This window comes from Paenibacillus sp., from assembly GCF_031177825.1.
Classification (GTDB): domain Bacteria; phylum Bacillota; class Bacilli; order Paenibacillales; family YIM-B00363; genus Paenibacillus_AE.
The window spans coordinates 15,752-38,801 of the sequence record NZ_JAPSKE010000041.1 but is presented as its reverse complement, the minus strand read 5'-3'; the positions used below and the strand labels follow the sequence as shown (position 1 = coordinate 38,801).

The 23,050-nt window shown below is 61.5% G+C and carries 25 protein-coding genes and 1 riboswitch; of the genes, 2 read left to right on the top strand and 23 right to left on the bottom strand.

Annotation, left to right across the window (positions count from 1 at the left end; translation table 11 throughout):
- The 13 genes from RIN49_RS27140 to upp form a co-directional block, all read right to left on the bottom strand.
- Positions 1 to 2,990 (bottom strand): hypothetical protein (locus tag RIN49_RS27140; RefSeq protein ID WP_309123239.1); only part of this gene is annotated, 2,990 nt, incomplete at its 3' end.
- Between the two features lie 255 nt (positions 2,991 to 3,245).
- A complete protein-coding gene (locus tag RIN49_RS27135) occupies positions 3,246 to 3,656 on the bottom strand; it encodes a F0F1 ATP synthase subunit epsilon (RefSeq protein WP_309123238.1) in 411 nt (136 codons plus the stop codon).
- A 17-nt stretch (positions 3,657 to 3,673) separates the two neighbouring features.
- Complete coding sequence (gene atpD / locus RIN49_RS27130) at positions 3,674 to 5,065, bottom strand: F0F1 ATP synthase subunit beta (RefSeq protein WP_309123237.1); 1,392 nt, start codon at positions 5,063 to 5,065, stop codon at positions 3,674 to 3,676.
- 59 nt (positions 5,066 to 5,124) lie between these two features.
- The gene (gene atpG, locus RIN49_RS27125) at positions 5,125 to 5,988 is read right to left on the bottom strand and encodes an ATP synthase F1 subunit gamma (RefSeq protein ID WP_309123236.1); all 864 of its coding nucleotides are present in this window, start codon (positions 5,986 to 5,988) and stop codon (positions 5,125 to 5,127) included.
- Between the two features lie 23 nt (positions 5,989 to 6,011).
- A complete protein-coding gene (gene atpA, locus RIN49_RS27120; RefSeq protein WP_309123235.1) occupies positions 6,012 to 7,526 on the bottom strand; it encodes a F0F1 ATP synthase subunit alpha in 1,515 nt (504 codons plus the stop codon).
- Positions 7,527 to 7,539: 13 nt separating this feature from the next.
- Positions 7,540 to 8,085, bottom strand: a complete 546-nt coding sequence (locus tag RIN49_RS27115; protein WP_309123234.1) for a F0F1 ATP synthase subunit delta — start codon at positions 8,083 to 8,085, stop codon at positions 7,540 to 7,542.
- On the bottom strand, positions 8,082 to 8,573 hold the full coding sequence (gene atpF / locus RIN49_RS27110; protein WP_309123233.1) for a F0F1 ATP synthase subunit B: 492 nt from the start codon (positions 8,571 to 8,573) through the stop codon (positions 8,082 to 8,084). Before atpF ends, RIN49_RS27115 begins: the two co-directional genes overlap by 4 nt.
- A 102-nt stretch (positions 8,574 to 8,675) precedes the next feature.
- A complete protein-coding gene (gene atpE, locus RIN49_RS27105; protein ID WP_138195885.1) occupies positions 8,676 to 8,891 on the bottom strand; it encodes a F0F1 ATP synthase subunit C in 216 nt (71 codons plus the stop codon).
- Between the two features lie 55 nt (positions 8,892 to 8,946).
- A complete protein-coding gene (gene atpB, locus RIN49_RS27100) occupies positions 8,947 to 9,738 on the bottom strand; it encodes a F0F1 ATP synthase subunit A (RefSeq protein ID WP_309123232.1) in 792 nt (263 codons plus the stop codon).
- A gap of 8 nt (positions 9,739 to 9,746) precedes the next feature.
- Positions 9,747 to 10,127, bottom strand: a complete 381-nt coding sequence (locus tag RIN49_RS27095) for an ATP synthase subunit I (protein ID WP_309123231.1) — start codon at positions 10,125 to 10,127, stop codon at positions 9,747 to 9,749.
- Positions 10,120 to 10,341 (bottom strand): hypothetical protein, encoded by a 222-nt coding sequence (locus tag RIN49_RS27090; RefSeq protein ID WP_309123230.1) that lies wholly within the window; start codon positions 10,339 to 10,341, stop codon positions 10,120 to 10,122. Before RIN49_RS27090 ends, RIN49_RS27095 begins: the two co-directional genes overlap by 8 nt.
- A gap of 169 nt (positions 10,342 to 10,510) precedes the next feature.
- Complete coding sequence (wecB, locus tag RIN49_RS27085) at positions 10,511 to 11,656, bottom strand: non-hydrolyzing UDP-N-acetylglucosamine 2-epimerase (RefSeq protein WP_309123229.1); 1,146 nt, start codon at positions 11,654 to 11,656, stop codon at positions 10,511 to 10,513.
- Between the two features lie 28 nt (positions 11,657 to 11,684).
- A complete protein-coding gene (gene upp, locus RIN49_RS27080; RefSeq protein WP_138195880.1) occupies positions 11,685 to 12,314 on the bottom strand; it encodes a uracil phosphoribosyltransferase in 630 nt (209 codons plus the stop codon).
- 205 nt (positions 12,315 to 12,519) lie between these two features.
- Here upp and RIN49_RS27075 point away from each other — a divergent pair, with 205 nt between their 5' ends.
- Together RIN49_RS27075 and ymzB are read left to right on the top strand one after the other, a co-directional pair.
- A complete protein-coding gene (locus RIN49_RS27075; protein WP_309123228.1) occupies positions 12,520 to 13,809 on the top strand; it encodes a stage II sporulation protein P in 1,290 nt (429 codons plus the stop codon).
- A 78-nt stretch (positions 13,810 to 13,887) separates the two neighbouring features.
- Entirely contained in the window at positions 13,888 to 14,241 is a 354-nt protein-coding gene (gene ymzB / locus RIN49_RS27070) for a protein YmzB (protein ID WP_309123227.1), read from the top strand.
- A gap of 61 nt (positions 14,242 to 14,302) precedes the next feature.
- On the opposite strand, the gene RIN49_RS27065 is transcribed toward ymzB, so the two are convergent.
- The 10 genes from RIN49_RS27065 to prfA form a co-directional block, all read right to left on the bottom strand.
- Positions 14,303 to 15,115 (bottom strand): endonuclease/exonuclease/phosphatase family protein, encoded by an 813-nt coding sequence (locus RIN49_RS27065; RefSeq protein WP_309123226.1) that lies wholly within the window; start codon positions 15,113 to 15,115, stop codon positions 14,303 to 14,305.
- A 110-nt stretch (positions 15,116 to 15,225) separates the two neighbouring features.
- Complete coding sequence (locus RIN49_RS27060; protein WP_309123225.1) at positions 15,226 to 16,473, bottom strand: serine hydroxymethyltransferase; 1,248 nt, start codon at positions 16,471 to 16,473, stop codon at positions 15,226 to 15,228.
- Positions 16,474 to 16,489: 16 nt separating this feature from the next.
- Positions 16,490 to 17,068: a TIGR01440 family protein gene (locus RIN49_RS27055; protein ID WP_309123224.1), complete on the bottom strand. Its 579-nt coding sequence runs from the start codon at positions 17,066 to 17,068 to the stop codon at positions 16,490 to 16,492.
- 21 nt (positions 17,069 to 17,089) lie between these two features.
- Positions 17,090 to 17,548: a ribose 5-phosphate isomerase B gene (rpiB, locus tag RIN49_RS27050; RefSeq protein WP_309123223.1), complete on the bottom strand. Its 459-nt coding sequence runs from the start codon at positions 17,546 to 17,548 to the stop codon at positions 17,090 to 17,092.
- 79 nt (positions 17,549 to 17,627) lie between these two features.
- Positions 17,628 to 17,708, bottom strand: a riboswitch (ZMP/ZTP riboswitch).
- 35 nt (positions 17,709 to 17,743) lie between these two features.
- On the bottom strand, positions 17,744 to 18,325 hold the full coding sequence (locus RIN49_RS27045) for a low molecular weight protein arginine phosphatase (protein WP_309123222.1): 582 nt from the start codon (positions 18,323 to 18,325) through the stop codon (positions 17,744 to 17,746).
- Positions 18,326 to 18,389: 64 nt separating this feature from the next.
- Positions 18,390 to 18,950, bottom strand: a complete 561-nt coding sequence (locus RIN49_RS27040) for a manganese efflux pump MntP (protein ID WP_375295295.1) — start codon at positions 18,948 to 18,950, stop codon at positions 18,390 to 18,392.
- A gap of 89 nt (positions 18,951 to 19,039) precedes the next feature.
- The gene (locus RIN49_RS27035) at positions 19,040 to 20,131 is read right to left on the bottom strand and encodes an L-threonylcarbamoyladenylate synthase (protein ID WP_309123221.1); all 1,092 of its coding nucleotides are present in this window, start codon (positions 20,129 to 20,131) and stop codon (positions 19,040 to 19,042) included.
- A 134-nt stretch (positions 20,132 to 20,265) separates the two neighbouring features.
- A complete protein-coding gene (gene spoIIR, locus RIN49_RS27030) occupies positions 20,266 to 20,988 on the bottom strand; it encodes a stage II sporulation protein R (RefSeq protein WP_309123220.1) in 723 nt (240 codons plus the stop codon).
- Between the two features lie 93 nt (positions 20,989 to 21,081).
- Complete coding sequence (prmC, locus tag RIN49_RS27025; protein ID WP_309123241.1) at positions 21,082 to 21,945, bottom strand: peptide chain release factor N(5)-glutamine methyltransferase; 864 nt, start codon at positions 21,943 to 21,945, stop codon at positions 21,082 to 21,084.
- On the bottom strand, positions 21,945 to 23,021 hold the full coding sequence (gene prfA, locus RIN49_RS27020; protein ID WP_138195871.1) for a peptide chain release factor 1: 1,077 nt from the start codon (positions 23,019 to 23,021) through the stop codon (positions 21,945 to 21,947). Before prfA ends, prmC begins: the two co-directional genes overlap by 1 nt.
- Positions 23,022 to 23,050: the final 29 nt, after the last annotated feature.

The following is a 23,050-nucleotide window of genomic DNA, read 5'->3' as shown; positions in this document are numbered from 1 at the left end:
GCCTGCGTCAACGTGTAGGTCGGGCTTGTCGCTACTGCGATCGCTTCGCCCGTTCCGCCGGTCGCCGCATCATACCGCAGCCAGCGGTACGTCGTCCCCGACTCCTCGTCGCCGTTCGCGTCGGCATAGTCATACGCGCCGGTCAGCTGCGACCCTACTTGCGCCGTCCCGCTCACCGTCACGTTGCTCGCCGTCGGCGCCGCGCCTGCCGAAGCTACCGGGCCCGAACGGTTCGCGCTCTCTACCGCGGTCCCCGTCGTCGGGGCTACCGCGTTCTTCGGCGTCACCTCGAACGCGATGTACTTGCCGACGTCCGCCTGCGTCAACGTGTAGGTAGGGTTTGTCGCTCCTGCGATCGCTTCGCCCGTTCCGCCCGTCGCCGCGTCATACCGCAGCCAGCGGTACGTCGTCCCCGACTCCTCGTCGCCGTTCGCGTCGGCATAGTCGTAATTGCCTGTCAGCTGCGACCCTACTTGCGCCGTCCCGCTCACCGTCACGTTGCTCGCCGTCGGCGCCGCGCCTGCCGAAGCTACCGGACCCGAGCGATTCGCGCTCTCCGCCGCGGCGCCCGTCGTCGGCGCTGCCGCGTTCTTCGGCGTCACTTCGAACGCGATGTACTTGCCGACGTCCGCCTGCGTCAACGTGTAGGTCGGGCTTGTCGCTCCTTCGATCGCTTCGCCCGTTCCGCCCGTCGCCGCGTCATACCGCAGCCAGCGGTACGTCGTCCCCGACTCCTCGTCGCCGTTCGCGTCGGCATAGTCGTAATTGCCGGTCAGCTGCGACCCCACTTGCGCCGTCCCGCTCACCGTCACGTTGCTCGCCGTCGGCGCCGACGCCTGGGCGACGGTGAACGAAGCGACGTCCTCCGCCATATTGCCTGCAACGTCCGAAGCGACGGCAACGACGGTATAATCGCCGTATTCCCATCCTTCGCCGCTTGGCGCGATCGACCATGTCCCGGCCGCGCGATCATGGACCAACAACGACGAATCAGGTACCTTGCCGTTCACGGTGACGAACAAATCTGCCCCGGCCTCGACCGTACCCGTGATCGGATCGTCGATTTCGGCGAAGTCCGACGGGCTGTTGATGTCGACGCTCGTCGACGTCTTAACCTTGTACGTCGTCGTCGCCGGCTCGGATACATCCGTTACTGTATTTGCCGTAATCGTGTACGTATTGCCTTCTTGCAGCGCATGCTCACCGGTCAATGTAACCGACCATTTTCCGTTCGACACGTCGGCCGGAACCGTAAAGCCGTCTACCGAGCCCGTCACCTTCACCGTCACGTTGACCGCCAGGTCGGTCGTACGTCCCCGCACCGTCGGCTCAACCGTCGTTACGGTGATCGTGTCGTCCTCGTTCTCGATGCCGACGTCGACGTCCACGACGCCATAGTTCAGAGGAGCGCTCGTCTTGCTCTCGTTCGCGTCGTCATACATCTTCGCGGTAAAGACGTAAGGAGGATCGGACACCGCCTTCCCCGCGAGCGCGTCGTCGACGTCGACTGACCAGTTCCCGTCTTCGTCCGAGCGCACTTCGCGATACGGCTGACCGTCGATAAACAGCTGCACTCTTACGTTCGGCGCCGCCATCCCTTTCACGGTCGGCGTCGGCGTTCCGTCCGCCGTCGCCGCCGGCTCAACGATCGTAATCGTACTAGGCAAATAATGCAGGGTTTTCCTTGCGACGACCGTCGTGCTGACGACATTGCTGTTATCCTGTTCAGCCGCGACAAGAGTATATGTACCACCAGGGGCTATTGCTTTTCCTACTCCGACTAAGTTAGCATATCCGCTCGTCTTCCACGGTTCATTGATCCTATCTTGCTCATAGAGAATCTGGTTGCTTTCGTTTAAGATTTTAAAGTTGATTCGCTGCTTTGGACCTTTCGTTCGCGTGTACGACCCGCCGATCTCCGCGGGGAACGTGAACAACCGGGGCTCCTCCAACGAAGGCGTGTCGATTGAGATCCTGGAAGAGATATCGAAAGTCTCCTCGACCGCCGCACTGTCTCCGTTGCGGTTCGTTACGCTTGCGTTAATCGTATAGACGCCGTCCGGCGGCGTTTGCGCGAGCGTCGCAGTCCATGTGCCGTCCGCTTGTACGAGAGGCGCCGGCGGCGACGCGAGCCCGCTGATCGTGACCGTCACGGGGACATTCGGTTCCACGTGGGTCGTAATGCCTGAGATCGTGTTCGTTCCCGCCAGAATGCTCGTAAATGTAATCGTCGGCAGCTGGTTGATCGCGAACGGAGACAAGCTGACCCCGGCTCCTTCGCCATCCATCTCGTCCTTGTTCTCGACCGATAAATTGGCCGCCTTCGAGGTCACGAATTTCAGGCGCACTGCGCCGTTCGCGATCGAAGGGTCGATCGCCTGCAGCTGTTCCAGCGGCACTTGAATATCAAGGAGGTAATCTCCCGTACCGGTTTCCTCTACGATTCTAGCACCAGGGACGTTCGTTCGCGTTCCGTCGGTCTTGTATATCGGACGGACGACGGAACCGTCGCCGTTCGATATATATATGTAGTCTTCCTGAGCAGGTTTGCCGTTCAAACCTACCGTTGCGATTTTAGAGTCGTTCTTCCACAGCTGCACCATCCAAACGGTCGATAAATATCCCCCGTTTTTGTCCCGCGGATCCGCCAAGAGCCGCATGCGAAACACAAGATGCGACTTGCCTCCGGAATCGGTTGCGCTGGAAATGTAAAAAGAAGGCCGGTTGCCGGAGCCCTTCATCGCACCGCTGTAGAAGTCGGTATCGTCAGGACTGACGCCGCTCTCGTTGGCTGGGTCGTATAAGATGTTGCCTTGCCGATCGGTGTATGCGTCATAAGCGCTCGGCCAAGCCGTCGGAGCGCCCCCGTACGTCGTCAACTCGCCGGGCGCCGCATTCGCAGCAGGATAGCCGTACGGAACTAATAAAGAGATAAATAATACCCATGCCATGACCATCGAAGCGAATGCTCTCTTACTCTTCCCTATCATATAGAAACAAGCCCCTTTCAAGTCCCATACCATCAACGATCATTATAAACTAGTAGAACTATACAATTTCTAAACAAGAATTACTAAAGGCGGATCCCTTATATTCTATTTCTAGATTAAACGTCATTGGCCTCCTCCCCTGATTTCGCTCGCGCATTCTTTTCTTGCATTGCGGATTGAATCCAAAAAAGTACCCCTTGGAATCTGATGATGCAGGGCATCCTTCGCATTCCAAGGGGTACGATTCGCTTGCAATTACATATCTCGATTCCGAACGTTGATGCGCAGCATCGCGCGTTGCAGCGCTTGCTCCGCCCGATGGAAATCGACTTTCTCTTGCCGCGCTTCGCGAAGCCGCGCTTCCGCGCGCTCTCTTGCGCGAGCGGCGCGGTCGGCGTCGATCTCCTCGGGAAGCTCCGCGCTTTCCGCCAAGATGACGACCTTGTCCTTACGCACTTCCATGAAACCGCCGTGAACGGCGATAACATGATCCTTCTGCCCTTGCACCTTCGCGGTGACCGCGGCGATGCGAAGCGGCGTCACCATCGGAATGTGGTTCGGCAAGATGCCGAGCTCCCCTTCGATTCCTTTGGCGACGACCATATTGACTTCTTGGTTGTAAATCTTGCGCTCCGGCGTCACGATCTCCAATAACATTGAGCTCATGGTCTATAGACCCCCGATCACAATGTTTTGGCTTTCTCTACCGCTTCTTCGATCGTGCCTACGTAGAGGAAAGCAGCTTCTGGGAGATCGTCGTATCCGCCGTCCAGGATCGCTTTGAAGCTGCGAACCGTATCTTTAACCGGAACGTATTGCCCCTTTGTGCCGGTAAACTGTTCCGCAACGTGGAAGTTCTGCGACAGGAACCGTTGTACGCGGCGCGCGCGCGCGACCGTCACCTTGTCCTCGTCAGACAATTCGTCCATACCGAGGATCGCGATGATATCTTGCAGTTCCTTGTAACGAGCGAGCAGACGCTTCACGCCTTGCGCAACATCGTAATGCTCTTGGCCCACGACGTCCGGCGCCAATATCCGCGAGCTCGAAGCGAGCGGATCGACGGCAGGATAGATGCCGAGCTCGGAGATTTTACGCTCCAAGTTCGTCGTTGCGTCCAAGTGCGCGAACGTCGTCGCAGGAGCCGGGTCGGTGTAATCGTCCGCAGGAACGTAGATCGCCTGAATGGACGTAACGGAACCCTTCTTCGTCGACGTGATCCGCTCTTGCAACTGGCCCATCTCCGTCGCGAGCGTCGGCTGGTAACCTACCGCGGAAGGCATCCGGCCGAGAAGGGCGGATACTTCGGAACCCGCTTGCGTGAAGCGGAAGATGTTGTCGACGAACAGCAATACGTCGCGGCCTTCTTGGTCGCGGAAGAACTCGGCCATCGTCAGACCCGTCAAAGCGACACGCAGACGTGCGCCCGGCGGCTCGTTCATCTGACCGAACACCATCGCCGTCTTACTGATAACGCCGGAATCGCTCATTTCGTGGTACAAGTCGTTCCCTTCGCGGGTACGCTCGCCGACGCCGGCGAATACGGAGATACCGCCATGCTCTTGCGCGATGTTGTTGATCAATTCCTGGATCAAGACCGTCTTGCCTACGCCCGCGCCGCCGAAGAGGCCGATCTTACCGCCCTTGGCGTAAGGCGCCAGCAAGTCGACAACCTTAATGCCCGTCTCGAGAATTTCCGCTTGCGTGGACAATTCCGAGAATGCCGGCGCTTCCCGATGGATCGGGAGCACGACGTCGCGGGATACGTCCCCTGCGTTGTCAATCGGCTCGCCCAATACGTTGAATACGCGGCCGAGCGTCGCTGCGCCTACCGGTACGGAGATCGGAGCGCCCGTGTCGATCGCGTCGCCGCCGCGGACCAAGCCGTCCGTAGAAGACATCGCGATCGTCCGCGCGACGTTATCGCCGAGGTGAACCGCGACTTCGGCCGTAACCGAGTCGGATTCCCCCGCGCGATACAATTTAATCGCATTGGAGATTTCAGGCAGTTGTCCGCGTTCGAACTCGACGTCGACAACCGGACCCAAAACCTGAATAATGCGTCCTTTATTCATCGTAGCCCCTCCTTACATCTATATGAGCCGCCGGAGCGGCCCCTTGCCGAAAATAACGATTATCCTTGCGCGTTCGCACCCGCTACGATTTCCGTAATTTCTTGCGTAATCGAAGCTTGACGCGCGCGGTTGTATTGCAACGTAAGCGAGTTGATGAACTTCGTCGCGTTCTTGGATGCGTTGCTCATCGCCGTCATACGCGCGCCGAACTCGCTCGCCTTGCCCTCCAGAACCGCGCTGTATACCAACGTCTCCGCATATCGCGGCAAGATGTGGTTCAGCACGACCTCCGGGGAAGGTTCGAATTCGTACGCCGCCGTCGTGGAGTCGCTCTTCTCGGGTTCTCCGAGCGGAAGCAGCGTCTTGTCGACCGGCGTCTGCGAGATGACGGAGCGGAATTCGTTGTAGACGAGCACCAGTTCGTCGATCGCGCCCTCTTCGTACGCTTTCACAGCGCCGTTGGCGACATCCTTGATGTCCGAAAACCGCGGGAAGTCCGGCAAGCCGACGATCTCTTGCGCGATCGGGATGCCCCGGCGGCGCAGGAAGTCGCGTCCCTTCCGGCCGAGCACGTAAATGAGGTACTCGTCTTTATTGGACTTGTGCTTCTCGCGAATCGTCAGCATAACCTTCCGGAGCAGGTTGGCGTTATAGCCGCCCGCGAGGCCCCGGTCCGACGTGATGACGATGTAGCCGGTCCGCTTGATCGTCCGCTTCTCGAGCATCGGATGATTCACGCCGCCGGCGGAGGAGATCGAACCGATCACCTCGCGCAGCTTCTCGGCGTACGGGCGCGCCGATTGCGCGGCTTCCTGCGCCCGACGAAGACGAGCCGAAGCGATCATCTCCATCGCCTTCGTGATTTGCTTCATGTTCTGAGTGCTTTTGATTTGGCGCTTAATATCGCGCATTCCCTTAGCCATGCTTATTCACGCCCCTTCCGCGCTTACGCCGAAACGGAGAAGCCCTTTTTGAACTTTTCCACCGCTTCCGTAATGAGTGCCTCGGTGTCTTTGCTCAGGTCTTTCGTTTCGCGAATGGCGCCGAAGATTTGCGGGTAGTTCGCATCGACGTAGCCGTGGAAATCCTTCTCGAAGCGAAGTACGTCTACGACCGGGATATCGTCGAGGAAACCCTTGGTAGCCAGGTAGATGCTGATGACCTGCTTCTCGACCGGCATCGGTTCGTGTACGCCTTGCTTCAGGATTTCCATCGTACGCGCGCCGCGCGTCAGGCGGGCTTGCGTCGATTTATCGAGATCGGATCCGAACTGCGAGAACGCGGCGAGCTCGCGATATTGCGCAAGGTCGAGACGCAGCGTGCCGGCGACCTTCTTCATCGCTTTGATTTGCGCGGAACCGCCTACGCGGGATACCGAGATACCGGTGTTTACCGCGGGACGTTGACCGGAGTAGAACAAGTCGGACTCCAAGAAAATCTGACCGTCCGTGATCGAGATGACGTTCGTCGGGATGTACGCCGAAACGTCGGACGCCTGCGTCTCGATGAACGGCAGCGCCGTGATCGAACCCGCGCCGAGCTCGTCGGACAGCTTCGCCGCGCGCTCGAGAAGACGGGAGTGCAAGTAGAAGACGTCGCCCGGATACGCCTCGCGGCCCGGAGGGCGGCGGAGCAACAGCGACAATTCGCGGTATGCTGCCGCTTGTTTCGTCAAGTCGTCGTAGATGATCAGAACGTGCTGGCCTTTGTACATGAAGTACTCGCCCATCGACACGCCCGCGTACGGCGCGAGCCAGAGGAGCGGAGCCGGTTCGGACGCGCCTGCGTTCACGACGATCGAGTAATCCATCGCATTGTGGCGGCGGAGCGTCTCGACGACTTGCGCAACCGTCGATTGCTTCTGGCCGATCGCGACGTAGATACAGATAACGCCGTTGCCCTTTTGGTTCAGGATCGTGTCGATCGCGATCGACGTCTTACCGGTTTGACGGTCGCCGATGATAAGCTCGCGTTGGCCGCGGCCGATCGGGATCATCGAGTCGATCGCCTTGATGCCGGTTTGCATCGGCTCGTGAACGGACTTCCGGTCGATAACGCCCGGAGCCGGAGATTCTACGTTGCGCATCTCGGTCGTCTCGATCGGGCCCTTGCCGTCGAGCGGCTGGCCGAGCGGATTGACGACGCGGCCGAGCAGCGCTTCGCCGACCGGCACCTGCATGATGCGGCCCGTGCGCTTCACTTGCTGGCCTTCCTTGATGTCGTGGTACTGACCCAAGATAACGATACCGACGTTATCTTCTTCCAGGTTCAGTGCGTAGCCTACGGAGCCGTTAGCGAATTCGAGCAGCTCGCCGGCCATAACGTTCGAAAGCCCGTGCGCGCGCGCGACCCCGTCCCCGATGTAGATGACAGTGCCGATTTCCGCTACGTTCGCTTCGGATTGATATTGTTCAATCTGCTGCTTAATGAGCGTGCTGATTTCTTCGGGTCTGATACTCAACGAACCTTCACCCCTATCGTGCGTGATTAAACGATTTCTCGATCTCGGCGAGCTTGGTGGACAAGCTGCCGTCGTACAACGTATCGCCGATCCGGACGCGGATGCCGCCGAGCAGCGAAGCGTCCACTACCGTATCGACGGTGACTTCTTTCCCCGTCAGCGCGCCGAACTTGCGCGCAATCTCTTGCTGCTGCTCCGCCGTCAAAGCGTAAGCGGACGTGACGTGCGCTTGCGCCCGGCCGAGCGATGCGTCCGCGATCGCCCGATAGGCGGAAGACACTAGGCCGATTGCCGAGCCGCGCCCGCGCTCCACGAGCAGCTTGAGCGTATTCAGGACGGAATCGGACACTTGCCCGCCGACCGCCTGTTGAAGCGCGCGGACCTTCGCGTCCACGCCGATGTTCGGATGATTGAAGAAGGTGCGGATGTCCGCATCGCCCTCGAGTGCGGTCGCGACCGCCTCGAGTTGCGCGCCGGTCTCCTCGACCGCGCCCTTCTCTTGCGCGACCGCGAACAGCGCCTTCGCGTATCGCTTCGCCGCTACCGCCATGGCGCTCATCGGCTTCCGACCTCTTTCAGATACTTATCGACCAACGCTTCCTGAGCGGATGCATCGACTTCCTTCTCGATGATCTTGGAAGCGATCTTGACGGACATTTCGCCGACTTGCTTGCGGAGCTCGGCGATCGCCTGGTTTTTCTCGCTGACGATGTCTTGCTGAGCCGCTTCCTTCAAGCGAGCCGCTTCGTTCTTGGCGGCCTCGACGAGCTCTTCCGCCGATTTCGTGCTGACTTTCCGAGAGTTTTCGACGATCTCGAGCGCTTCCTTGCGCGCTTGCTCGATCGCTTTGCGCTGCTCTTCGAGCAACGCCGCGCTCTCCTTCCGGTTCGCCTCCGCTTGCTCGAGCTCGCCGACGACGAGACGCTTGCGCTGTTCCATAATGTTAAACAACGGACCGAACGCGTACTTGTTTAAGAGTAAATAAAGCAACACGAACGCGACGATCGTAATGACCGTTGATGTCCATACGAATTCCAAAGCTGACACTCCTTTCTACGAGTCGTTCATGTCAGCCGTGATTAGGCTGAATCCAAACGGAAGGCGTGGAGGGCTGAAGCCTTCCGCGCCTGTAAGCTTGTATGAGGCGGCTTACGCTCCGAAGAACATCAAGAAGCCTACGACGACGCCGATGATCGGAACGACCTCGACGATACCGACGCCGATGAACATCGTCGTTTGGAGCGTACCGCGAAGCTCCGGCTGACGCGCGATGCCTTCTACCGTCTTGCTGACGATCAAACCGTTACCGATACCCGCGCCAAGCGCGCCCAAACCGATTGCCAAAGCTGCACCCAAAAATTCCATTAGAAAATCCTCCTTAAGTGGTTTCGAGAGATTTGTTATGTTTCGAATCGCGGGACTAATGCGCGCTTTCGTCGTGCACCGTCGCCTGCGAAATGTACACCATCGTCAAAATCGTAAACAGGAACGCTTGGATCGCGCCTACGAAAATACTGAAGCCCTGCCATGCCGCCATCAGCGGAATGCCGATCCAGCCCATCATGAGGATGGTCGAAATCAGAACCTCGCCCGCAAAGATGTTCGCGTAAAGACGCAACGCGAGCGTAAGCGGCTTCGCCAACTCCTTCAAGATGTTCAGCGGGAAGAAGATCGGGAACGGCTCGAAATAGTGCTTCAGGTAATGCTTCGCGTTGTCCCGGAGACCCAAGAAGTGGACCAGGAAAATAACGACGATCGCCAATCCCGCCGTCACCGCGATATCCGCCGTCGGCGACTTCCAGAGCGCGAACGCCGCGTGCTCGTGAGCCGCGTGCATGGCCGCCAGCGCATCCTCCGACAAAATCTCCAGTCCGAAGAGCGTCACGGCGCCGTGATGATCCTCCGGCACCTCGAGGACGATACCGAACGGCAAGCCGAGCAGGTTCGAAATGAAAATGAACATGATCAGCGTCATCCCCAGCGAGATGTACCGCTTCGCCTTCTCGAGCGGCATCGTGCTCGCCACCGTGTTATGGACGAACTCGATAACCCACTCCATGAAATTTTGCATCTTGGTCGGGTGCGTAACCGACAGGTTTCTAACCGACGCCATCGCCAAAATAAACACGATCAAACTTGACACCAAGATGGCCAAGATGGACGACAGGTCGAATTGCAAACCGCCGATTTCAACAACCGGAAATAAGTGCATACTATGCTTCACCCCTTTCCATCGGATCGATGATTATTCTGTGCAATCGCTGTAAAAAAAACCGCAATTTGGACAAAAAAGCAGGTCGCCAACGTAGCGGGTAAAGCGAAAACGTCAGGGTACCGGTACGCGATCATCCCCGCCAGCAGCACGGTCGCGATTCTCGCGCCGAGGCCGAGACCGGATTTGCGCGCTTCTCCGTTCTCCGCCAGCTTCGCCAACATCTCCACGCGTCTGCGGAGAAGCAAGGCGTTCGCGACGCTGGCCGCCGTGCCCAGGGCGAGTCCTGCGGCCACCGTTCTCCCTTCGGGAACGAAAGCCCAGGCAAGCATGAGCGCGGACATAAAAAAAAGCGCGGCGCGTACGGCTCTGTTCAACAGTTCAACCATCGGAATCCTCCAGTAAGCGTTTCACCAGAACGACGCAGGTGAGAATGCCGACGGCGAGTCCGGCCAAGGTGCCGAAGGCGACCCAGCCTTGCGAACCGCCAAGCCATCGTCCAAGAAAAAAGCCCAGGGTGACGCATACCGCGACATCCGCCCCCATGACGCCGACCATGCCGGCCGCTCGCCAGGGGTTATCCCCCTTGCCTTTCTTATCCATAGCCTTTACCCCTGTCAATCCTCATTTATTTTATCCATCCAGGGAAGCGTTTGTCAATTCATATAAATTCAAACATTCCGTGAACGGATAGCGAAAAACCCTTATAAATCAAGGTTTTCCGCCATCGCAAACCGTACAGTTCGACTGTACGCTGTAGGATTCCGCGGCGTTAGGGGACGAACGGCTCCGGACGGTCCGGCGAAACGCCGAAATGATGCTTGATCGCCGCGACGATTCGCTCAGACGCGCGGCCGTCGCCGTAAGGGTTGGCCGCGCGGCTCATTGCGTCGTATAGCCCTGCATCCGTAAGCAGCGCTTTCGCCCGCTCGTACACCTTCTCCTCGTCCGTGCCGACGAGTTCGAGCGTGCCCGCGTCGATGCCTTCCGGCCGTTCCGTCGTGTCTCGCAGCACCAAAACCGGCACGCCGAACGACGGCGCCTCCTCCTGCAGCCCGCCGGAGTCCGTAAGGATCAAGTGCGTATGCGGATAGAGGTTGTACATCTCCGCCAGGTCGAGCGGCTCTGCGAGCTTGATGCGAGGATGGTCGCCGAGCAGCTCGCGCGCCGGCTCCATCACCGCCGGGTTCGGATGCACCGGATAGAGAATCGCGATATCCTCGAACTCGTCCGCGATCCGCCGCACGGCGCGGAACACGTTCCGATGCGGTTCGCCCTGATTTTCCCGGCGATGCGCCGTCATCAGGACGAGACGCTTGCCCTTCGCCCAATCGAGCAGCGGATGGTCGAACGATTCCTTCACGACATAACGGCCTACGTCGGTTACCGTATTGCCCGTGACATAGATCGCGTTCTCCGGTTTGTTTTCGTCCCGAAGATTCGCGGCGGACCGCTCCGTCGGCGCGAAGTGGAGATCCGCGAGCACGCCCGTCAGCTGCCGATTCATCTCCTCGGGATACGGCGACAGCTTGTTCCACGTCCGAAGTCCCGCTTCCACGTGTCCGACCTTGACCTTCTGGAGGAACGCCGCATAGCTCGCAAGGAACGTAGTCGACGTATCGCCGTGAACGAGCACGATATCCGGCTTCGCTTCTTGCAGGACCGGTTCGAGCCCTTGCAGCACCCGGATGGACAGCTCGTTCAGCGTCTGCCTGTCCTTCATGACGTTCAAGTCGTAATCCGGTCGGATGCCGAACGTTTGCAGCACGCTGTCCAGAAGCTCCCGATGCTGCGCGGTCACGCATACGACCGATTCGACCGTATCCGGGTGCTTTTCGAGCTCGAGCACGAGCGGCGCCATCTTGACCGCCTCCGGACGCGAGCCGAATACGGTCATTACTTTGATCCGTTGAGCCATTTTCCGATCAATCCCCTCTCGTCCGCCCTTATTTCGTTCCGAACAATCGGTCGCCGGCGTCGCCGAGGCCCGGAATGATATACCCGTGATCGTTCAGATAGTCGTCGATCGAAGCGGTGTAAATATCGACGTCGGGGTGCGCCTCCTGCATCGCCTTCACGCCTTCCGGCGCGGCGATGAGGCACATCAGCTTGATTTGCTTGCAGCCGCGGTTCTTGAGCATCTGGATCGCGGCGATCGCCGAACCGCCCGTCGCGAGCATCGGATCGATGACGATCAGCTCCCGCTCCAACACGTCCGTCGGCAGCTTCGCGTAATATTCGACCGGCTGGAGCGTGTCCGGGTCGCGGTATAAGCCGATGTGGCCGACCTTCGCGGCCGGCAGCAGCTTCAAGATGCCGTCGACCATGCCGAGGCCCGCGCGCAAGATCGGGATCAGACCGAGCATGCGTCCGGAGATGATTTTCGCTTCCGCGACCGCCACCGGCGTCTTCACCGTCGTCTTTTCGAGCGGCACGTCCCGCGTGATTTCGTACGCCATCAGCGTCGCCACTTCATCCACCAATTCCCGAAAATCCTTCGTATTCGTACGCTCGTCGCGTATGTAAGTCAGCTTGTGCTGAATGAGCGGATGATCGCACAGAAACACTTTGCTCATGCGTCCCGGTCCCCCTTGCCTCAGGTGCGTTTTTCCTTTTTTGCCTAAAACCTTACCCATTATATCATTGTCGTGTCGGCCATGCACTATGCCCGTCCTTTTCCCTGGAACATTCGACATCGGTTCTACTTGCTAGCATCGGTTCATAGAGATGAGAGTAAGAGATTCCGCAACGCCGAATTCGCGGGAACGAAGGAGAAGAAGCATGCGATTCAGACAAGCGTTGGAATGGACGAGAGATGCGCTCGGCGGCTTGGCGCGCGCGCTCGGCACGGTGGTCGCTTGGTGCGTCATAGGAAGCTTCGTCGCCGTCACCGCCGTGTCGATTCTATGGAAGTTAGACGCGCCTCCGATTCAAGGGTTGGACGGGGCCGCCGCCGCGCTGCCGAGCCGGTTTTACGCCGATATGCTGAGCTTCGAAATCGCCCATCTGTCGGAAGGACCAGGCGATTCCTCGTTCTCGACGAGGAACGTCGCGTCGTTCCTGACGAAGCTGACGACCGGCATCGATCCGGCCGACCCGCGCACCCTGGCGGCGCAGCTGCTCCCCGGCGCGCAAGGCGAGGGAAACATTATCCTGATCCAAGGCATCGGAACCGGTCCGGCGGATTATCCCGTCGAGGTGCCCCCGGCCCCGCACTTGCAAGAGCCGGCGGAAGTGCCGCTGCCGGAGGGCTACCCGAACGTCGGCGAGGCGCCGCCGGATTCGACGCCGCAAGAGCCGGCGGAGGAGGAGCCCGAGCCGGGCGCGCAGCCGGGCGGCGAGCCCGAGACCGATCCCGCGCCGCCGGCGGCCGCGCCGAACGTCGTGTTCGTTTATCACTCCCACCCGTCGGAATCGTACTTGCCGGAGCTCGACGGCATTACGAAGATCGACGAAGCGTACGATCAGAACGACAAGAGCGTCACCGTCGCGGCGGTCGGCGCCCGTCTGTCGGAGGAGCTGGAAAAGAAGGGCGTCGGCGCGATCCATTCGGACCTGTCCTACCCGTGGCGCGGCGCGTACGACCAATCCCGCAAGACGATCAAAACCGCGATGGCGAAATACGAAGACTTGAATTATTTCATCGACATTCACCGGGACGCGGCGCGGAAGGACAAGACGCTGCTGACGTACAACGGCGTCACTTACGCGAAGCTGTATTTCGTCGTCGGCCAGAAAAATCCGAACTACGAGAAAAATCAAGCGCTCGCGGAAGAGCTCCATTACCGGATCGAGGAAAAAATCAAGGGCATCTCGCGCGGCGTCGTCGGGAAGAAAGCCGGGTCCAACGGCGAGTTCAACCAGAGCCTGTCGCCGAACAGCATCCTGATCGAATTCGGCGGCGTCGATAACACGCTCGAAGAATGCTACCGCACCGCCGAGGTGTTGGCCGAGGTGCTCGCCGAGATGCATTGGGAGCGAGCCGAGGCGGTGAAGGCGAACGCCGCTCCAGCCGAGCCAGACGGCGAGACCGCGCCGGCCGCCGCTTCCGATGAAGCCAAGACGCAATAATATGCATGACGAAAGCCCTCCCTGGACATGGTAATGGACGACACTCCACTACCGCGTACGAACGGAGGGCTTCTTCATATGGATCACCGCGTGGCGGAAATCGCCGATTGGTTCATGGCGCAGATCGGCGCCCCGATCGTCATACGCAAGGAAGAGCAAGGCGACGTCGACCAAGTGTCGATGACCGTGCAGAAGGTATCGTTCCTGACCGGCAGCCCCGATCGGGACGATTACGTGGAAGAGAACCGGCTCGTCTTGTTGGGAGACGGGAAGATCGCGACGGAGGGCGACGGCGGAGCCGCGGAGCTCCCGAGGCATTCCTACGAAATTCCGCTCGGTCCCTCCTTCCGGAGCGCGATCGACGAGCGGGAGCTTCAGGTCGCGACGGACCGCGCGTATTACCGCGTCGTGCCCCAAGGTCCGCCGCATTAAGGCAAACGCGCCGAAGAAAGAGCCCGGGACGATTCCTCCCCGGGCTCTTCGTCGTTCTCGGCTACGTCCAACGGAAACGCGCGTATACGGGGTAATGATCCGAAGGGTACCTTCCTTCGTATCTCGACCGGTCGACGGCGACCTCGACCCTCTCGGCGGCGAATCCTCGATAGTAAATATAATCGATCGGACGTCCCCGCTCGCCGCCGCCCCGAAATCCGTGGAACGTCGCGCCGGCCTGTAACGCTCCGCCGGACGCATCTTCGAAAGCGTTGCGCCAGCCTTGCGCTTGCAGCAAACCCGCCACCTCGCTGTCCGGCTTCGCGTTGAAGTCGCCCGTTACCACGATCGGTTCGCCCTGCGCGATTTCGAGCGCCCGCTCCGCGACGAGCGCGATGCCCCGGCGTCTCGCCGGCGCGCTGATATGATCCAGATGCGTGTTGGCCACCGCCCACCGCACGTCGGCATTCGACGTCGAGCGGAGCACCGCCCATGTGCAGATGCGCGGGAAGGCCGCTCCCCAGGCGCGGCTGCCGGCCCGCTCCGGCACCTCCGACAACCAGAACGTGCCGGAAGCTTCCGGCGTCCATCGGTCCGCCCGGTACAGGATCGCGTTCGTCTCGTCGAGTTCGCCGCCTCGGCGCCCTTCCCCGAGCCACGCGTACCCGGGCAGCAGCGCGGACAATTCCTGAATCATCGCGCGCGAGCCCTCCTGCGTGCCTACGACGTCCGCGTCCGCCGCGACGATGGCCGCCGCCGCGCTCCTCTTCCGATAGCGCCATGCGTTCCGTCCGTCGACCCACGTCGCGCGCCGCAGGTTGAACGTCATCGCGACGGCGGTGAAATCGAGCTTCGGCGTTGCCGTCGTTTCCATGCTAGCGCCTCCTCAAGCGAATCGCTTTATTCCCCGGGCAATGGAGCCGTAGGCAAAGAAGACCCTTCCCGCCCTGCGGAAAAGGTCCCCTTCGTATATTCTAGCTTCGCTTAATACGACATATTCGGGTACAACGGATATTGCGCCGTCAAATCGCGAACCATGCCGCGGGCCGAATCGAGCGTCGCCGCGTCGTTCGGGTTCTTCAGCGTCATCGCGATGATCGTCGCGATCGTACGCATCGCGTCTACGCCCATGCCGCGCGTCGTGACCGCCGGCGTGCCGATCCGGATGCCGGACGTGACCATCGGGCCGGCCGGGTCGTTCGGGATCGCGTTCTTGTTGACCGTGATGCCGATCTCGTCGAGCAGCTTCTCGGCGACCTTCCCCGTAATGTTGAGCGACTGCAGGTCCACCAGCATCAAGTGGTTGTCCGTACCGCCGGAGACGAGCGGAATGCCTTCCGCGAGGAATTGCTCCGCCATCGCTTTGGCGTTCGTTACGATATTCTGCGCGTACGTCTTGAAATCCGGACGGAGCGCTTCGCCGAACGCGACGCCCTTCGCGGCGATGATGTGCATGAGCGGACCGCCCTGCGTGCCCGGGAAGACGGCCTTGTCGACCGCTTGCGCCCACGGCTTGCGGCACAGGATCAGGCCGCCGCGCGGACCGCGCAGCGTCTTGTGCGTCGTGCTCGTCACGAAGTGCGCGTGCGGCACCGGGCTCGGGTGCACGCCGCCGGCGACGAGGCCCGCGATGTGCGCCATGTCGACCATGAACAGCGCGCCGACGTCTTGCGCGATGGAGCTGAGCGCTTCGAAGTCGATGATGCGCGGGTACGCCGACGCGCCCGCGACGATCATCCGCGGCATATGCTTGAACGCGAGCTTGCGTACCTTGTCGTAATCGATCGTATGGGTTTCGTCTTCTACGCCGTAAGGCACGAAGTTATACAAAATGCCGGATGCGTTGACCGGGCTGCCGTGCGTCAGGTGACCGCCGTGCGCCAGGTTCATGCCGAGCACCGTGTCGCCCGGCTTCAGCGCCGCGAGGTAGACGGCGAGGTTCGCCTGCGCGCCGGAGTGCGGCTGCACGTTCGCGTGCTCCGCGCCGAACAGCTGCTTCACGCGGTCGCGGGCGAGATCCTCGGCGACGTCGACGTATTCGCAGCCGCCGTAATACCGGCGTCCCGGATAGCCTTCCGCGTACTTGTTCGTCAACACGGAGCCCATCGCTTCGAGGACGGCTTCGCTGACGATATTTTCCGATGCGATCAATTCGATGTTGTCCCGCTGGCGGCCGAGCTCGAGGCCCATCGCTTTCAGCATGTCCGGATCTTGCGCTCTCAAATGTTCCATCGTATTCTCCATCTCCCTATTCTTCTTTCGTATTCGTCGGTTGTTCTATGACGTAGACGGCCCGCGCGCCGCCGATCAGCTTCGGTCGCGCGTACGCCGCGTTCACTCTGGCTTCCCCGATGCGGCGGACGGCCGGTCGGAACGGCACCGCCACCTTCCGCAGATGCATCCCGATCAACGTCTCCCCGATATCGATTCCCGCATGCGCCGCGATCTCCTCGACCATGACCGCGCCTTGGACGTTCCGGTACGCGTACGACGCCATCGCGCCGCCCGCCTTCGGCACCGGAACGACGGTCACCGGCTCGAGACCGTATCGCTCGGCCGCATCGGGTTCGACGACCAGCGCCCGATTCAGGTGTTCGCAGCATTGATACGCCACATAGATGCCCGTCTCTCGCCGAAATCGCTGCAGCCCGTCGAACAACGACGCCGCGACGTCCGACGCGCCCGCCGTGCCGATGCGGCTCCCGAGCACCTCGCTCGTGCTGACGCCGACGACGAACAGCCGCCCCGCGGTCAATCCTCCCGCCTGCGCCGTCTCCATCGCCGTCCGGTATACATCCTCCGCCCAACGTTCGCGATCCGTCGTCATCTTCGCACCGCCTTGCTTGATTTATGGATGAAGGTTCGACTGCGCTTCCAGCGCGCACACCTTGCCGATCCGATTCTTATGCCGCTCCCCTTGCGAAAACTCGGTCGAAAGCCACGTACCGACGATTTCCTGCGCCAGTCCCGGCCCGATCACGCGCTCGCCCATCGCGAGGACGTTGGTATCGTTATGCTCCCGGGTCGCCTTCGCCGAAAAGACGTCGTGCACGAGCGCGCAGCGGATGCCCGGCACCTTGTTCGCCGCGATCGACATGCCGATGCCCGTGCCGCAAATCAGAATGCCTCGGTCGGCCTTGCCCGATACGACTTGATTGCACACCGCCGACGCGAAGTCGGGATAGTCGACCGATTCCGGCCCGTGCGCGCCGAAATCCTCCAGCTCATGCCCCAGGGATCGAATGAACTCGAGCAGCTCCGCCTTGAGCCGATAGCCGGCGTGATCCGCTCCGATCGCGATCTTCATCTGAACCGCCTCCTCTTTCTTCTGAGCCATATTATACCCCAAACGGCAAAAAAGAGCATACGACGGAAACGTTCCGTCCATGCTCTGCCCAGGCGACCGGCCGTATGTCCCGATGCTCCAATGTGGTACTCCACAAATGTCGCCAGTTACATCGGGTTCCATTCGAAATATGGTGCTTCCATCATACCGCATCCGTCATTCGCTGTAAAGACGATCCAGCGCCGCCGCGATCGCGGTTTCGATCTCGTCGGCCGTCTTCTCGTACCGCGCGCGACTGCCTCCGATCGGGTCCTGCACGTCCGGATTCGGCAGCTTCCGGTCCAAATCGTACAGCCTCTCCCGCTCTTCGTTCGAGATCGGCTGCCCGAGCGCGAGGCGCATCTGCAGCTCGGCCGCGAGCGATTCCCGCTCCGCGAACAGCGCCGCCGTCTCGGCGTCCCCGCCCGCGTATTCCTTCAGCGCGAACGTCTTCTCGACCGCATCGGGAAACAATTCTAAGAGATGTCGCTTATGATGCGACGTCATCGTCAAGATCAGGTCGGCCCAACGGATGAGCTCCGGCGTCGCTTCGCTCGACCGAAACCCGCTCGGGTCGACGCCTCGCTCCCGCAGCACGTCCGCGGCATGGCCCGACATCGGCTGTCCCCGGACCGCGGCCACGCCGGCCGACTTCACTTCCACGGGAACGCCCCGCGCCGCCGCCCGCTTGCGGAACAACGCTTCGGCCATCGGGCTTCGGCACGTATTACCGGTGCATACCAATAAAATTCGTTTCACGCGCTTGCCACCCCCCTTGGTCTTATTTTATGTAAAACGACCAAGAAGTACAAACCGCCCGTCCCTAAATTAGGAACAATACGCCGAAGACGAGCAGCACCGCGCCGCCGAGCGCTTCGCCGTACTCGCCGATCATCTGGCCGACGCGCCGGCCGACGAGCAGCCCGACGACGGACAACAGGCCGCCCATCGCCCCGAACAGCAGTACGGTCAACGCCAGATCCGTCGCGAACATGCCGAGCGAGACGCCGACCGACAGCGAATCGACGCTGACGCTGATCGCGAACGCCAGCAAGCCGAACAACGACCCCGTATTGAACGACGGGGCGTCGCCCGCGCGCAGCGAGTTGTAAATCATATGCCCGCCCAAGACGACGAGCAGGCCGCCGCCGATCATGGACGCGACGCCGCCGAGCAGCACGCTGACGTACTGGCCCATGTATAGGCCGACGAGCGGCATGATGACGTGGAACGCGGCGATCGCGGCGCTGATTTTCGCCACGTGCAGCAGACGAATGCCCTTCATTCCGATGCCGACGCACAGCGAGAACGCGTCCATGCCAAGCGCGACGGCGATCAGGAGGATCGTCATCGTCGGCCCAAGATGTTCCGTTATATCCGCCAAGCTCTCCCCCTCCTGTCCCTTCTTTCCCATGCTTATGCGGACAAGAACGGATGTATGTCCGGGGGATCGGACGAACGGGGGAGGCTTGATTATACGGTGACGATGCGGTTGCCGGCCGCCTTGCGCAGCCGGTTCATGAAGGCGAGGCCGAGGCCGGACGGATCGACGGCCTCGGCGTACAGCCGCTCGACGCCCGCGGCGTCGCAGTCTCTGAGAGCGGCGTACAGCCGATGCGCCGCCGTCGCCGCGTCGCCCGGCGTCTCCGCGAGGGCGACGAGCTTGGCCGCGCCGCGGTACGCGGGAGCGGCGCCGGGGGCGGGCGCGAACGCGAGCACGGCCGCGCGCGAGCCTGCAGCGGCGTCCTCGTCGAGCCGCGCTTGGATGTAGGCGCGCACGGCGTCGCCCGCGCCTTCCACGACGGTCAGCCGCCCCTTAGGCGCGTAGTGTTTGTATTTAACGCCGGGCGACCGCGGAGCGGCGGCGTCCGGCGCTTCGGCGTCGCCCGCGTCCACCGACGCCACGACGAAGCCGGCGGCCGCGAGCGCCTCCGCCGATACCCCGCCGGGGCGCAGCACGCGCACGGCCCCGCTCGACCGGTCGACCAGGACGACGGTCGACTCCAACCCCACGTCGGCGGCGCCCCCGTCGACGATGCCGTCGATGCGGCCGTTCAGGTCCTCGCGCACATGCTCCGCGCGCGTCGGGCTCGGCCGCCCGGAGCGGTTGGCGCTCGGCGCCGCCACCGGCACATCCGAGAGCGCGATCAGCTCGCGCGCGATCGGGTGCGACGGCAGCCGCACCGCCACCGTGTCGAGCCCCGCCGTCACGCGGGGCGACACCGCGCCGGGCCGCGCCGGCAGCACGATCGTCAGCGGCCCCGGCCAGAACGTCTCCATGAGACGCCGCTCGACCGGCCCGACCTCCGACGCCAACGCCTCGGCCGCGGCGATCGTCGCCACGTGCACGATGAGCGGATTGTCGGACGGGCGACCCTTCGCGACGAAGATGCGTTCCACCGCGGCCGCGCTTCGCGCGTCGGCTCCGACGCCGTACACGGTTTCCGTCGGGAACGCGACGAGCCCCCCGTCCCGTAAACGCGCGGAAGCCTCCAGCAGCTGCTCCCGGAGGCTCGAGTCGTTACGCGCGTCCACGCGCCACAATTTCGTTCGAATGTCGGACATCTCATGCCCCTCTTCCGTATCAACGTTCCATATCGCCAGTATATCACAGTCGGGCTCGTTCGTACTTCACATCGCGCGACGCGCCGGCGCGGATACTCGATGACCGTCGCTTCGAATCGCTCCGCCCCCGCGACTTATGCGCCGAACCAGCCGCGCGCCGCGTTGACCAGATCGGAGATCGCCTCGAGCAAGAAAAACCGATACTCCACTTGCGCCTCGTCCTCGCCATTCGCTGCGTCCGTATCGTCCGCCGCGACATCGTCGCTTTCGGCCGACATGTCCGCCGAGACGACCGCGCTGGCCGCCATCACCGTCGATACCCCGGCCGCGCTCGGCGTCTCGCCCGAAGCGACGTCCACGAAGCAGAGCGGCGGGAACAGCACGCACCACCAGTTTTGCCCGAGGCCGCGGCCGATCGTGATTCGGAGCGCCTCGTAATCGCCGGCCGGATACAGCTTGCCGTCATATACTTTCGTCGGGAACGGCACGAGCCCGAGCTCCGCCTTCACCGAATACGCGAATCCCGCTTCCGAAGCCATGTCCGCGGCCAGCCGCTCGATCTCCGGCAGCCGCTCGCGAATCGTCTCGCGGGCTTCCTCGATCGTCTGCGGACCCGTCGCCCATTCGCTCATCGAAGCGATGACCGCGTCGCGCACGCGGCGCTTCAGCGCTTGATCCGCCGGCGCGTCGGAATCGGCCAGAATGCGCAGACGAATCGATTCCGCCGGAATCGTCGAATCCGACACGGCTTGCGCCAACACCGGATCCGCCTTGCTATATTCCCAGGATGCTACGAGCATCATGACCATGCCGACGACGAGTACGAAAGATTTCATAAAGGATGATTGCTGTTTCACGTTGGGTTGCCCCCTCTAAGACTTGTTATGATAGTCTCAGTATGGACACCCGCCGCAATCTCTAAACCTAGCAATCTAGCATTTTTTTCGAAGCTACTTCCGCACGCCGATCACATGACGTTCGATCCCCGCGTAATCCTCCACGATCGACACGTCCGTCCACCGCCCCGCTTCTTGGAGCAGCTTCCCCAAGTCGCGGGCTTGTCCGAGGCCGCATTCGAAGCCGACGATCCGCGGCCGGACGTCGAACGACGCCATCTGCGCCAGCAGCCGCCGATACGGATCCAAGCCGTCCTCGCCCCCGTCGAGCGCCAGATGCGGCTCGAACTCCCGCACCTCGATCTGGAGCTCGGCCATGTCCGACGACCGAATATACGGCGGATTCGAGACGAGAATATCGATCCCGCCGCCGTACGCTTTCGCCGCCGGCTCGAGCAGATCGCCGAGCAGAAATTCTAGCTCGGCCCCGTTCGCCTCGGCGTTGCGACGCGCCGTCCCGAGCGCCTCCGGGCTAATATCGCTCGCCGCGACGCGCCAAGACGGCCGCTCCGCCGCCAGCGTCACCGCGATCGCCCCGCTGCCCGTGCCGACGTCCACGACGCGCGGCGCCCCCTCGGCGCCCCACAGCTCGCGGCCGAGCAGCAGCACCCGCTCCGCGAGAAGCTCCGTCTCCGGGCGAGGGATGAGCACCGTCTTATCGACCGCGAAGCGCCGCCCGTAGAAATACGCCTCGCCCATAATATACTGCACCGGCTCGCCCGCGGCGCGGCGCTGCAGCAGCGCCCATAATCGTTCGAACGCATCCTCGTCGATCGGGTCGCTCCAGATGGCGAGCAGCTTCGTTCGCGTCACGCCGAGGACGTGCTGCAGCAGCAGCTCCGCCGACGCCGGCGCTTCGCTCGTCCCCCGCTCCCCTAAAAAAGAAGAAGCCCTCATGAAGGCTTCTCTGACTGTCATCACGCGGAATATTCCCCTCTCTCGACCATCTCGGACTGGGATGCGACGGTCAGCGCCGAGACGATCTCGTCCAGATCGCCGTCCATCACTTGGTCGAGCTTATGCAGCGTCAGACCGATCCGGTGATCGGTCACGCGGCTTTGCGGGAAGTTGTAGGTCCGAATCCGTTCGCTCCGGTCGCCCGTGCCGACCTTGGAACGGCGCTCGGAATCGTACTTCGCCGTCTCTTCCTGCATCATCTTCTCGTAGATGCGAGCGCGCAAGACGCGAAGCGCCATCTCTTTGTTCGAGTTTTGCGACTTGCCGTCCTGGCACGTCGCCACGATGCCCGTCGGCACGTGCGTCACGCGAACCGCCGACTTCGTCGTGTTGACCGACTGGCCGCCGGCGCCGCTCGAACAGAACGTGTCGACGCGGATGTCGCTCTCCTTCACCTCGACCTCGATGTCCTCGACTTCGGGCATGACGACGACGGTCGACGTCGACGTGTGGATGCGTCCGCCGGATTCCGTCTCCGGCACCCGTTGGACGCGATGCGCGCCGCTCTCGAACTTCAGCTTGCTGTACGCGCCCTTGCCTTTGATCATGAAGATAATCTCCTTGAAACCGCCGAGGTCGCTCTCGTTCGCTTCCATCAGCTCGACGCGCCAGCCTTGCGCATCCGCGTACTTCGTGTACATCCGGTACAGCGAGCCCGCGAACAACGCCGCTTCTTCGCCGCCCGCGGCGCCGCGAATTTCCACGATGACGTTCTTGTCGTCGTTCGGATCCTTCGGCATGAGCAGCACGTGGATTTGCGCCTCGAGCTGTTCCTTCCGCTCGGACAGCTCCGACACTTCCATCTTCACGAGCTCGCGCATCTCGTCGTCGAGCTTCTCTCCGAGCATCGTCTTCGCGTCGGCCAGCTGTTCGCTCACCGTTTTATATTCTTGATACGCGTCGTACACTTCCTGGAGATCGGACTGCTCCTTGGAGTATTCGCGCAGCTTCTTGTTGTCGTTCGCCACATCCGGATCGCAAAGCAGCTCGCTAAGCTTATCGTACCGGTCGGCAAGCGCTTGTAGACGATCAAGCATGGACTGGTCACCTCTTACTTTCGTTGTCG